Consider the following 13165-nt stretch of genomic DNA (forward strand, 5'->3'; position numbering starts at 1 on the left):
TTATGAAAATAGCCATTATTCTTATCTCAGAAGCCGGACGATCACAAGCACTCACCCTGCAACGGGAGTTCCTCGATTCGACCATCTATACGACGACCGATGCCGAAGGGTGTTGCACCATCCCCTCTATTCCAGCCTTTTTGGAAGAGTCATTCAACCGCTTCGATGCCCACCTCTTTATTGGAGCCATGGGTATTTGTGTGCGCTCCATCGCTCCGCACATTCGCGATAAGCACACCGATCCTGCCGTGGTTTGCATCGACAGCACCGGACGGTATGCCATTTCGGTTCTCTCGGGACACATCGGAGGAGCCAACGAACTAACCACTCACGTAGCCCACATTCTGGGAGCCGAGGCGGTCGTCACCACACAGAGCGACCGCACCGGGCTGTGGGCGCTCGATACCTTGGGAGAAACTTTTGGCTGGCAAACCGTAGCGAGCGAGAACCATACGGTGAACGAAGCCATCAGCCTTTTTGTGAACCAAGCACCCACCGCCCTGCTGCTCGATATTCGCGACGAAGGAACGGCTTATCTGGAACGCACCTGCCCGTCACACGTGAATATCTTCTACCGCTCCGAAGAGATCCGTCCGGAAGAGTACTCATTGATCTTGCAGGTAACGCCCTTTCTCCACGATCACTTCGTACGCACCGTATCGCTTCTTTTCATTCCGAAAGTACTGCACTTGGGAGTTGGGTTGGCGCATCAGGCAGGACCGCACGACGAGGTTATGCAAAACCTCATAAGCAGCCTGTTCGAGGCAAAGATCATCCCCATTGCCATCAAAGATATCGCCACGATTGAAGAGAAGCGTGACGAACCGGTACTGAAAACCTTGGGAGAGTCCTACCCCATCCATCTCTATACGTCCGACCAACTGAAGGTGATCGATGTGCCCACCCCCAGCGAGGTAGTCAGCAAACACATGGGAACAGCCAGCGTATGCGAAGCGGCTGCTATTCTGGCTTCGGGACACGGCCCGTTGCTCGTTCAGAAAAAGAAAGGAAGTAATTATACCCTCGCTGTGGCATTGAATGCTACCGCCGCCCGGCAAGGACATATCGAAATAGTAGGAGCCGGCCCGGGCGATCCGGATCTGATTTCGGTCAAAGGGCGGCAAATGCTCGAAGCGGCCGATCTGATCCTCTATGCCGGCAGCCTCGTTCCGCGGGAGCTGACAGCCTGCGCCAAGCCGGGTGCCATTGTGCGGAGCTCTGCCTCCATGACCCTCGAAGAGCAGTTCGAGCTGATGAAACAATCTTACGACCGTGGCGAGTTCATCGTGCGCCTGCATACGGGTGACCCGTGCATCTACGGAGCCATTCAGGAACAGATGAACTTCTTCGACCGCTACGGCATGCGCTATCATATCACGCCCGGTATCTCATCGTTTCAGGCTGCCGCCGCTGCCTTGCAATCGCAGTTCACTATCCCCGAACGGGTGCAGAGCATCATCCTGACCCGCGGCGAAGGACGCACCAAAATGCCCGAACGTGAGCAACTGCACTTGCTCGCCCGTTCGCAAAGCACCATGTGCATCTTCCTGAGTGCCGGTATTGTAGACGAAGTACAGCAGGAGTTACTCCTCGAATATCCTCCTACGACTCCCGTAGCTGCCTGCTACCACCTGACGTGGAAAGACGAACGCATCTATCGGGGCGAGCTGAAAGATCTGGCAAGCTTGGTCAAAGATAATAACCTGACGCTCACGACCATGATTGTCATCGGCGAAGCCATCGGCAACCGAGCGGGTTTATCCAGACTCTATTCGCATGAATTCAAACATTTATTCCGCACATAATACCTATTAGCATATATGATTCTTATATTGGGAGGAACAACCGAGGGGCGCATCGCAGCCAGCATCGTAGATGAAGGCGAAAAGACGTTTTACTATTCGACCAAAGGCAACGAACAGGAGATAGCATTGAAGCACGGTGTCCGTCTGGCGGGTGCTCTCGACAAAAAGGAGCTGATCCGTTTCTGCCGGGAGAAAGAGATTCGGCTCATCATTGATGCCGCCCACCCGTTTGCCAAAGAGCTACACGATACGGTATACTATGCAGCAGATGAGCTGAACACACCCGTTATCCGTTACGAGCGTATTTATCCGAAGTTAGACACAGATGTGGATGGAATCTTTCAGCACCTGGATTATGACGGGGTAATGAGTAGCCTGAGAGAAGATAAAGTTCGTCGGTTGCTCACCCTTACCGGTGTGAAAAGCATTGCCAAGCTGAAACCCTATTGGAAGGAAAAAGGAGTTCAATGCTACTGCCGTATTCTGGATCGGGACTCTTCGCGTGAGTTGGCTCTTAAAGAGGAATTTCCGGAAGAGAATCTTGTTTATGACACTCCCGACGAGAGCCTGGACGAGCTCTTGAAAAGACTTCGCCCCGAAGCAGTCTTAATCAAAGAGAGCGGCATCTCGGGTGGTTTCCTTGAAAAGACCGCTATTATCCGGCAGAACAAGATACCGATATACCTCGTCAATCGCCCGCAGCTAAAGCCAAGCGCCCGAACAGTCGATGGGGAGTATGGATTGCGCGCAACCATCGATGAGTTTTTGCCTCAGTTCTTCCCGCTGCATACGGGTATCTCTACCGGAACTTGTGCCACGGCTGCGGCACGGTTTGCTTACGCAAAGATTCTTAGTCCCTCGCCCTACGTCTTTATCGACAAAGAGAGAATACCTGTTATACTACCCGGCGGAGAAACCATTCCGGTACAGATACACTCGTTCAGCGGGTCTTTCTCACTTCGACGCATCGAAGCGACCGTCTCTGTACGTAAAAATGGTGGTAGCGACCCCGATGTTACTCACGGTATGCTCATTAGCGCTACCGTTTCCATCGAATGGGACCATACGAAGGAGATGCGTCTTCTAAAAGAAGGCGAGTTGCCCGAAATCATTTTTCATGCCGGAGAAGGGGTTGGTACGGTGACCCTGCCGGGTCTTGGACTCGAAGTGGGCGGACCTGCCATTAATGCGACTCCCCGGAAGATGATTAGGGAGAATTTTGAAGCAGTTATCGAGCGTGCTTGTGTTCCTATCTACTCCACTCCCATCCACGTAACAATCTCGGTTGAAGGAGGAAAAGAGATAGCAGCACGTACGTTCAATCCGCGACTAGGCATTGAAGGAGGCATTTCGATTATCGGAACTTCGGGTATTGTACGCCCTTTTTCGTCGGAAGCTTTCGTAAATGCCATCCGTAAAGAGATGGAGGTGGCACAGGCAACGGGTGCACCGCGCATCGTTATTAATTCGGGAGCGAAAAGCGAACGGATGGTGCGCAACCAATATCCCGACCTACCTCCGCAGGCATTTGTACACTATGGAAACTTCATTGGCGAAACCATACAAATCGCTTCCGAACTGGGTATCGAACGGGTGACACTCGGCGTTATGATCGGCAAAGCAGTCAAATTGGCCGAGGGACATTTGGATACACACAGCAAACAGGTAACGATGAACCGCGAGTTTTTGGCAACACTGGCGCACGAAGCAGGCTGTTCGGACGAAACCGTTTCGGCTATCACCCAACTGACATTGGCACGCGAGCTATGGACCCTCTTAACGCCAAGCGAGTTGACTGCATTTACCTCACTCCTCATCAGCCGCTGTGCCCAACACTGCCAACCGTTGCTGCCCAACGGCGAACTAACCGTACTTCTCATTAGCGAAGAAGGTGTGATATACGGCTAACTCCTTCGAGCCAGTCAGCCGACTGCCATCACATAATGAAGCAAGGCTTCAATCGTCTGTACCGTCACAGGATCTCCCTGTGCGGGATGGATGATGAAGCTGCCGTCTCCTTTCAAATCTCCTGTTTCGATGTAGCAATCAGATACCACATTACGATGAGCCAGTATACCGTTGCGTTGGAGTGCTTTGCGCACCATGGCATATTTTTGTCCGTGACCCACCAGTCGGATTTCGGTCGTATAGGCGTTATCGACGCGGAAGAGCCCTGTTTCCAGATCGAACGTGATGCCTTTGCGGGCAAAGAAGTGGCTCAGGCTACCGTTGAGAGATAAGTCTTCGGGAGTACCGATGGTGACGCCGTTGGCTTTATCCATCAGCCATATCTTATCGGCAATCTGCAAGGCGAGTTCCAGATCGTGCGTAGAGAGAAAGATCGTTTTGTCGGTCTGCCGGCTAAGTTGATGAAGGAGCTGCATCATCTCTACCTTGCTTGGAAAATCGAGAAAAGCGGTAGGCTCGTCCAGAAAGATAACCGGAGTTTCCTGTGCCAGTGCTTTGGCAATCATCACCTTCTGCCTCTCACCATCGCTGAGCGTATGCACCATGCGGTGCGCCAGATTCTCAATCTTCACCAACTCGATGGAGCGGTCGACGATCTGTTTATCTTCGCCGCGAAGCGTTCCCCAAAAGCCCGTGTACGGACTGCGCCCCAGACCGATCAGTTCGCGCGCGGTCATGTTTCGCACCTCGCACTTCTCGGTAAGTACCACACTGATAACGGTAGACAGCTCTTTGTCGCTGTATTGCCCGAGCTCGCGCCCTTGTATCCGTATCGCTCCGGCCAGCTTGGGTTGAAAGGCCGAAAGTGTACGCAACAGGGTCGACTTGCCAATGCCGTTGGCACCCAGCAAACAGGTCAGTTCGCCACTGCTGATACCGGCATTGATCTCTTCGGCTACCACCTTAACGTTGCTCTTGCCGGCATAACCGATGGAGAGATGCTCTATTTGAATGGTTTTCTGTTTCATCATCTATTCGCTAAATTCACTTTTACGTTTGCGGAACAGTACGGAAGCCACTACGGGTGCCCCGATAAGTGCCGTAACCGAGTTGACCGGAAGTGCCCCCTCAAAACCGGGCATGCGGGCTACCAAGTTGCAAACCAATGCCAACGAGGCACCGGCCAATAGTGTGGCAGGCATCAATATCCGATGATCGGAGGTATGAAAAATAGCCCGGCACAGATGCGGCACGGCTAGCCCGATGAACATAATCGGTCCGCAATAAGCCGTTACGATAGCGACCAATACCCCCGAACTGGTGATAACCAACAGACGCGAGCGTTTGATATTGAGTCCGAGATTACGTGCGTAGCCATCGCCCAACAACATCAGGTTCATGGTTTTGATTAATAAAAAAGAGAGCGGTATCAACGCAGCCATGATGCTGACGAACAGAATCATCTGATTGCCCGATACGCGGGCAAAGCTGCCCAATCCCCAAATAACATAGGCACGAATGTCCTCTTCCACACTAAAATATTTTAATACACCGATGATGGCACTTGCCACGTATCCGATCATGACACCGATGATAAGCAGCGTTACGTTGCCTTTGACTTTTTGCGATACATACACAATCAGTGCCATCACCGAAAGAGCACCGACAATAGCCGCCAATGACAGGGCTACCTCGCCCATATACCCCATTTTACTCAAAGCCACCCCTCCCATTGCTCCCGACAACAGCACAACGAAAGCTACTCCCAGACTGGCTCCGGAGCTAATACCCAGCACCGAAGGGCCTGCCAACGGATTGCGGAAGACGGTCTGCATCTGCAACCCGCTGATGGATAGTCCGGCACCTGCCACCAACGCGGTAAGTGCCTGCGGTACGCGCGATTTCCAGATAATATTCTGCCAGATGATCGACTCCTCGGTCGATCCCCAAAGGATGTTCCATACCGAGCGAAGCGGAATGGGAACAGAACCCAACAACAGATTGAGTAAGAAAAAAACGAAAATCGAAAGGGTGATAAGTAGCAATAAAGGCAGTACGGGTCGTTTCATCTTACTTCAATAATTGATAATAGCTCGGTGTATAATCGGGTACCAGTTCGGGGTGGAAGGCTTTAATCAAATCTTCCAGCACTACCTCGGGTTGCGTAGGCATACTTTCGTAGAATGGTTTTTCGCGCATATTGCAATAGAGTACCCCTTGCTCGCGGAAAGCGCGAAAGTCGGCATACCGGGGATCTTGTTGCTTCAGCACTTCATAGGAAAAGACGCCGTCGTAACTATTCACAATGCGCCAGTAGTCGGCACTTTCGGCCTGACTGTAAACCGTTTCGAAATCGAGTGTAACCCCTCCCGAACGCGGATCATCTTTCAAAAAGTAATCGGCTCCGGCATCACGAAACAGTTGCGCCAGAAAACTTTTTCCTCCTACGGCATACCAGTTGCCGCCTCTTATCTCGCCGCTAAATACAACCGGACGCTTTGCCACTCCGGCAACGCGTTGTTTCAATTCGTTGTAACGGTTCTCAATACCGGCAAACTTTTGGTTCGCCTCAGCCTCTTTTCCGATAAAGAGTCCGATGAATTTTATCCATTCGGCTTGCCCCAGCGGTGTCATCTCTTTATATCCGAGGTGCGGAACGAGCGGAATACCGATTTCGCGCAAGGCATCATAGCCTCCACGCTTAAAGGGAGAGATAAAAATCACATCGGGATTCATACTCATTATTACCTCATTATCAAAATTTCCTTCGATACCGATCTTGACCGTTTTCCCCTCTTTGAGCTGTTGTTTCATCTGTTTGTTGAACAGATGGCGGGTGCTGGTGATGCCACTGACTACATCGAGAGCATCGAGCTTAGCGAAGTTGGAGAGTTGCAACGAGGTCATACAAATGGTGCTGCGCACGGGTGTTTCGATCACCTCGTATCCGGCGGGAATTCCTTCGGGTTTCGTGCCCCGCTCTACCAGTGCAAAGTGATAAGACTCGCTTTCTTCTTTCTGCGGGTCATGAACATCGACCAATCGATAGCCCGGAGCATACGTTACCTGAAAGCCCTGAGCGTAAACGGGAGTAATATGCGTCGTGCTGCAACTGTCGGTTTCGACGGACGAGGTGGTGGAAGAAGCGGTTGATTTCGGTCGGCAGCCTGTGCAAAGTAGGCAAGCAAGTAAAATGTATCCGATTAAGTTTTTTTTCATGATTCGTGTGTTACTGTGATTTGCAGGCAAAGATACCCATTTATTCTTGTTTCTTTGAGATATTATCTCCACTTTTGCAGCAAATTAAGCAAAGACAAAACGATGAACCATCCCATAGAATTTGTGTCACTGGGTCCGGGCGAACCGGAGTTGATTACGCTAAAAGGACTCAAGGCATTGCAACAAGCCGATTGTATCTTCTGCCCTGCCACAACTACCCGCGAAGGCAAACAAGTATCACGTGCAACCGATATCATGCAGGCGCTCGACATTCCGCTGAGCGTCATCAAACCTTTCCATCTTCCGATGAGTAAAGAGCGTGGTGCGGCTTTAGCTGCCTACGATCAAGTATACGAGGAGGCTAAAACACGCTACGGGCAACAGCAACGCGTCGTGATTGTGGCCGAAGGAGATGCCGGTTTCTACTCGTCGATACAATACATTTTCGAAAAGTTACAGACCGCCGGCATACCGGCACAGCGCATTGCCGGCATACCGGCCTTTATTGCTGCCGGTGCGGTAGCCAATCTGCACATTGCCAGCCAGGAAGAGCGTATGATTGTAGCGCCGGGCACACTCACCGCTGACGAGATAGAGCAGTATCACCGGGAAGGAACGGTGGTCGTTATCATGAAACTGTCGCAATGCGCCCACGAGGTGCAACAATGCATCCAACTACACCCCGACTACCAGTATCATTACTTTGAAAACGTAGGAACGGAAAAGGAATTTTATACCCACCAACTCGAAGAGCTGAAAGAAAGACGCTTTCCCTATTTCTCACTGATGATTATCAAGTAAGGAGGGAGGAAAGCCCCAAAAGGGTCGGACAATAACGGACAAAGGTTCCGACCATCCAATGGTGATGGTCGGAACCTTTATACATTAAAATACGATCAAAAATCCCCCAAGAGACAAGAGCTATATCCGATATCCGGATAGCGACTTTGTTATTCACCTTAAATTCAATTTCGGACTGATGTAATAAATATTCAATCAGCGTATACCTACCTCTCGCCATCTAAATACTTATTATACTCATTTTTAGGTATTTCAGCATAGTCTAACAAGTCTTAACTTTGCAATAATTAAAATGAAATATAATTCGGGAATTAAAAAATCACATGAAATGAATAAAACATCTTTGCTTATCTATTGCTTGGCCTTAGTGCCCATGCTATTTACCTCATGTAGTAACGAGGACGAAAAAGTCGACTGGAATGGAGTCGAAGTGAAAAATATTAAACTAAAAGAAATTCTTCATCAAAAGGGCTTTACTTTCAACGAGAAAGGACGGTTGGTGTTAAACGAAAAAGCAACAAACACCACTATGCTTGATCTGTCCGGAACCAAGATAACTGATCTCTCAGGACTGGATATACTACCTAATCTCATGGAGGTCAATCTGTCGAACAATGACTATGGTCCCATTTTTGATTTCTCTACATTACCCAAAAAAATTAGTTCCGTAGACTTAACCGGAAACAAAGTGTACGACTTTGAAGGATTGGTAAGTACTGAATTCATCAATGATGAAATGAAAACAACCGTTTTACATCCACTTACCAAACTGTATCTCCCGGCAACAGCCAAATTCAACGTAGAAGACCTTGTTCCTTTTCACAAGACAAGTACATCGACCGATATACAAATGCAAGACGCCATGGGGAAATTGCAAACCTACAACACACTGCGAGAGATTCCCGACGAAGCTTTGCGAATCTACTTAAAAAGTAAATTTATCAGTCTTTTTCCAGATAATGGAGATTTATTCGATATTGCTAAAAGGATGGCATTGAAAGAAGAGGGAGAAAGTATTTCACTACCTTGGAGAAGTGAAAATGGAGCTATAAAATCAATTGAAGGGATAGAATATTTCATTAACAATCCTTTTTATAAACCTTTTTTTGTTGCTATTGATTGCAGTGCTTTAAACAATGTCTCTTATCTTGCTCCCCGAAACAATATAAAAGCATTAAGCCTTCGAAACATCAATATGCCCGATGGTATTGATCTATCCAAAGCAAGCAAACTATGTAATCTGGCACTCGATAATAATGACCATTTAACTACTTTGGATTTATCGAACACACTGATTGCCAATCAGAAATTCGAAGATATAGACAATACTACGATAGGAAATAGCCTTGACATAACACGGTGTAAAAATCTGGAGGAGATCAAATTCCCATTTCCCAATGAAGGAATTGTTAGCGGACTCACAATTGGCGGTGTGCCCAAACTAAAAAAAATAGATCTCAGCTTCATTAAAGCGACCCAAGAGCTTGCACTGTTACAGATGAGTAACTGCGCCATTACCTACCCCGATTTAAAGTATAGATATGATGTAGCAACAGGTACTCTTACCAAGTTAGAGGAAGTTCCTGACGGCTCAGGAATTGGTTTTGCCATTTCAAAAGACGTATTCGACATGCCCGCTACCAAAGAGTTCTTCACAAAATTCAGATCGAAATTAAGCGATCGCTATAGAGGGTATGATAAAGATACGGATTATTCCTATAATTTAGGAGGCTACCGTTGGAGTAAATACCTCTAAAAAAATCGATGTTTTCAAATAATGCATCTCATACCTGCATAAGCATTCTCTTGAAATAGAGAAAAATAGAGATTTATCAAATGTAATAAAACAGCAATATAAAGAACCATGATTAAAAAGAAAGTCATTCTGTCTATAACGCTACTCGGTATAGCAGTTCTCCTCAGCAACGTATCGGCCAATACAGCAATGAGTCTATTTACAATGACATCAATCAATGAAAATATTGAGGGTATTTACAATGGCTCATTGACTCGTGTATATATGAACGGAGAAAAGAAGCCTGTTCCCAATATCGGAACAGAAGTTACGGCAAATGCGGATGGAACCATCAACCTTTACATAGCTCCATTTAAAATAGGAAAGATGCCGGGTAAAATCAGCATTGATGCCAAAAACATCAGTGTCGATAGCAATGGAAGCTTCAACATGACTGTTTCGGAGACTGTCATCCTAACACTTCCTATTTTCACCCCAGCACTGTTTAACGCTCAGATAAGCGGTACTATCTCTGGCAACAGATTAACCTATTCGGTTGCAACGATAGATGCATCCTACTTACTTGTTCCGTTTACTGCTATTGTTGAATTCACCGGAAAAAAATAATCGCCAGCATGAAAAAAATAAAAATAATTATCCTATTAAGCTACTGCTTATTAGGATTATGCACTTCATGCTCTTCAGACGAGCAGATAACCAAGGAAAACGTTCCTGAAGAATCACTGACAAAGGTCAGAGAATTCTTAGCCGGAGAAATCGTATTAAGTACCAAAGCCACCCTGAATGGTGTAGACAAAACACTATTGAAAAGCGGATGCCCAACAAAATTCCGTTTTAACTGGGACGAAACGGATAAGCGAGTCTGCGAAATCGCTTTGCTGGGCTTCACCGTTGGCAAGATGGGCATGGTCATCAATTTTAAATGCAATGTTCAGGTTATGCAGCTCAATTCGTGGGAAAAAGACGAATACAAAGGAGACGGGTGGATCAAGTTTGAAGGCAAAGACGGATCGACCTTTGCCACAGAATCAACAGAAGGAATAACTGCTACTGCAAAAGGAAGTAGTATAAAAGGTTATTACAATGCCAACACACATCAAATCAACTTTATAGTAGACTATAACATGATGAACGTACGTTCGGAGTGCTTCATGCAAATAATAGACAAAACACGTATTAGCCGCTATGAAGAAGAGCTCAAACAGTTCGAAAAAGAGCTGGAAGAATACAAAAAGGAACATGGTCTTTCTTAAATTCTATCAAAAAAAGGCAAGACCAAAGTTTAAACGGTGAAAAGAAAGAAAAGAATGATACAACCTAAAATAATAATTTTCTGCCTTTTAGCAATAGTATGTACAGGTGTTCGGGCACAGACAAATTTAATAAAGATTATCCTTTTAGAAAAAGGAACGGAACAGCCCCTGATAGGAGCTACTATAAGCTATGCAAGCAATGAAAAGCTAGAAAAAGCGCTACATACCACCACAGATACCAACGGGAAAGCCACCCTCCAGCCTCCATCTATGGGTGAAAGTTGGATTTGGTATAGCATCAGTTCATTAGGTTTTGCTCCACTGAGGGGTAAAATGTCCTCCCAGACAAACAAACAACTGATCACTCTGTACATGGAGGAGGATGTAATGCGAATGAATGAAGTGGTTGTAACAGGCTCTCGCATGTCTCGCCCCATTAAATTATCTCCCGTCACCACACAAGTGTTGGGAGGAAGGGCATTGGTAGATGCCGGATATGCCAATCTGCAACAAGCCTTGCAACAAGAAACACCGGGGTTAAATATACAAAAAGTGGGATTTGGCAATGAAATTAGTATGCAGGGACTGGATGCGCGTCACGTACTTTTCCTCATGGATGGAGAACGTATGACGGGAGACATGGCGGGCAACCTTGACTACGAACGCTTCAACCTACATGCTATAGACCGCATAGAGATTGTGAAAGGAGCCAGTAGCACCCTTTACGGTTCGCGTGCCGCCGGTGCCGTAATCAATCTCATCACCAAGAAGACAGCCAAACCACTAAGCATTGATGCCGGGGTTCGCTACGGACAGATGAATGAACGCAACTATCGAAATCCGTCCAAAAGCGACTTCCTCTACATGTTCGAAAAAAATGCCGACCGTCCTAATTTGCAAAGTTGGATTTCAGCAGGCTTCAAAACAGGAGCATTCACCTCTCAAACAGACGTATGGTACAGTGAAAACGATGCTTTCTACCTATATCAGGCAGAAAACGATCAAAAGTTATATACAAAGGAAGCAAACCCTTTTCTTCCTCACGATATTATAGTGACCAGCACAGCAGCCCGTCCGCCAATGGGTATCGAGGGGACCGAACACCTCTCTACTTCACAAAAACTTTATTATGATCCTAATCAGAATCTCTCAGTATTGCTTTACGGAAGTGTATTCTTCATGAATACTTACGATTTGATACAAGACATGACATTCAGTCAGGCGCGCGATCTCACAAGTGGAGCCAAAGTTACCTATCACGTAAAGAACTGGTTTTCATTTACAGCAAGTATTCATCATGACTTCTACGACCGTTTTAAAAGACACGAGCGCCGCGATGAACGACAGAAGGTGTATAAAAGTAGTATTCTGCAACCACGCTTAAGTATCACCAGTAATTACTTCAACAATCATAGTCTTATATTCGGGATAGAGCACATCAGTGATGATCTGACAAGTGACCGTTTCGTGAACCGAGTAATGAGTACCCGCTCATTAAAAGAGACTGAATACTTTGTGCAGGATGAATGGACCCTTTCAAAAAGTTGGATGCTATCTGCCGGACTGCGTACCAACTTCTCTCGTGCATTCGGGTTCATGGGCATGCCAAAGGTAGCTGTCAAATTCTCACCTGATGATCGCTGGAGTTTTCGTGCGAACTACTCGATGGGATATCGCTCACCCTCTATCAAAGAACTATTCTTCAACTGGGATCATCTTGGAATGTTTCAGATAAAAGGCAATGAATACATGCAACCGGAAAAGAATAATTACATATCAGCGGGAATAGAGTATAGCAATGACAAACTATTCTTGTCAGGAACAGCGTATGGTAATTTTTTCAAAGACAAGATAGAAGGTATATGGAGAGTTTACGATATGCAGTATAACTTCGAATACACCAACTTAAGCAACCAGCGACTATTGGGTGTAGAAGCAATGGCACGCTGGCGTATGACAGACTTTCTCACATTAAATGCGACCTATAGTTTTGTGAATGTAAGCAAACTGGCAGGAGTACAAATTAACACAACATCTCCTCATGCCGCTACAGGCAGCCTGGATTACAAATATACTCGGAGAAACTATCGTCTGAACGCTATCTTCAGTACCTCTTTCATGGGTAATAAAAAGTTCGATGTACAAGACCGTGTATGGGTGAAAGAAGAAAACACCAGTTACGATGCCTATTTCCGTTGCGATCTGCCAGCCTACGTATTATGTAACCTGTCGGTATCTCAAACATTTCACAACAAGGTAAAACTGTCGGTAGGTGTAGACAATCTGCTTAATTATAAACCAAAGACATTGGGATCTGGTATCACCATGTTCAATGTCCCAGCTACACCTGGTGCACGCTTTCATGTGCAAATGGAATTTATGATAGATGATGTTATTAATGCATTAAAGAAAAAGAAATGAAA

The 13165-nt window shown here is 46.7% G+C and carries 10 protein-coding genes; 7 read left to right on the forward strand and 3 right to left on the reverse strand.

Translation table 11 applies throughout. The annotated features are described in order from the left end of the window. Positions 1 to 2: 2 nt before the first annotated feature. Both cobM and cbiD read left to right on the forward strand, forming a co-directional pair. A complete protein-coding gene (cobM, locus tag TY03_RS08170) occupies positions 3 to 1805 on the forward strand; it encodes a precorrin-4 C(11)-methyltransferase (RefSeq protein WP_042368817.1) in 1803 nt (600 codons plus the stop codon). 15 nt (positions 1806 to 1820) lie between these two features. Next, complete coding sequence (gene cbiD, locus TY03_RS08175; protein ID WP_042368819.1) at positions 1821 to 3713, forward strand: cobalt-precorrin-5B (C(1))-methyltransferase CbiD; 1893 nt, start codon at positions 1821 to 1823, stop codon at positions 3711 to 3713. A 14-nt stretch (positions 3714 to 3727) separates the two neighbouring features. Here the strand turns inward: cbiD and TY03_RS08180 are convergent, their stop codons facing one another. The 3 genes from TY03_RS08180 to TY03_RS08190 are packed head-to-tail and all read right to left on the reverse strand — an operon-like array spanning position 3728 to position 6932. Continuing rightward, a complete protein-coding gene (locus TY03_RS08180) occupies positions 3728 to 4741 on the reverse strand; it encodes an ABC transporter ATP-binding protein (protein WP_042369323.1) in 1014 nt (337 codons plus the stop codon). Positions 4742 to 4744: 3 nt separating this feature from the next. Then, positions 4745 to 5782 carry an iron ABC transporter permease gene (locus TY03_RS08185; RefSeq protein ID WP_042368821.1) on the reverse strand — a complete coding sequence of 346 codons (1038 nt, stop codon included), beginning with the start codon at positions 5780 to 5782 and terminating at the stop codon, positions 4745 to 4747. 1 nt (position 5783) lies between these two features. Continuing rightward, entirely contained in the window at positions 5784 to 6932 is a 1149-nt protein-coding gene (locus TY03_RS08190) for an ABC transporter substrate-binding protein (protein WP_042368823.1), read from the reverse strand. Between the two features lie 102 nt (positions 6933 to 7034). Here TY03_RS08190 and TY03_RS08195 point away from each other — a divergent pair, with 102 nt between their 5' ends. The 5 genes from TY03_RS08195 (at position 7035) to TY03_RS08215 (ending at position 13163) form a co-directional block, all read left to right on the forward strand. Next, a complete protein-coding gene (locus TY03_RS08195; protein ID WP_042368824.1) occupies positions 7035 to 7733 on the forward strand; it encodes a precorrin-2 C(20)-methyltransferase in 699 nt (232 codons plus the stop codon). 328 nt (positions 7734 to 8061) lie between these two features. Next, positions 8062 to 9489, forward strand: a complete 1428-nt coding sequence (locus TY03_RS08200) for a leucine-rich repeat domain-containing protein (RefSeq protein ID WP_042369325.1) — start codon at positions 8062 to 8064, stop codon at positions 9487 to 9489. A 108-nt stretch (positions 9490 to 9597) separates the two neighbouring features. Continuing rightward, positions 9598 to 10095, forward strand: a complete 498-nt coding sequence (locus tag TY03_RS08205; protein WP_042368825.1) for a calycin-like domain-containing protein — start codon at positions 9598 to 9600, stop codon at positions 10093 to 10095. An 8-nt stretch (positions 10096 to 10103) separates the two neighbouring features. Beyond that, complete coding sequence (locus TY03_RS08210) at positions 10104 to 10742, forward strand: DUF4903 family protein (protein ID WP_042368826.1); 639 nt, start codon at positions 10104 to 10106, stop codon at positions 10740 to 10742. Positions 10743 to 10796: 54 nt separating this feature from the next. Further along, positions 10797 to 13163 carry a TonB-dependent receptor gene (locus TY03_RS08215; protein WP_042368827.1) on the forward strand — a complete coding sequence of 789 codons (2367 nt, stop codon included), beginning with the start codon at positions 10797 to 10799 and terminating at the stop codon, positions 13161 to 13163. The last annotated feature ends 2 nt before the right edge of the window (positions 13164 to 13165 follow it).

It is taken from the genome of Bacteroides neonati, assembly GCF_000499785.1.
Lineage (GTDB): Bacteria > Bacteroidota > Bacteroidia > Bacteroidales > Bacteroidaceae > Bacteroides > Bacteroides neonati.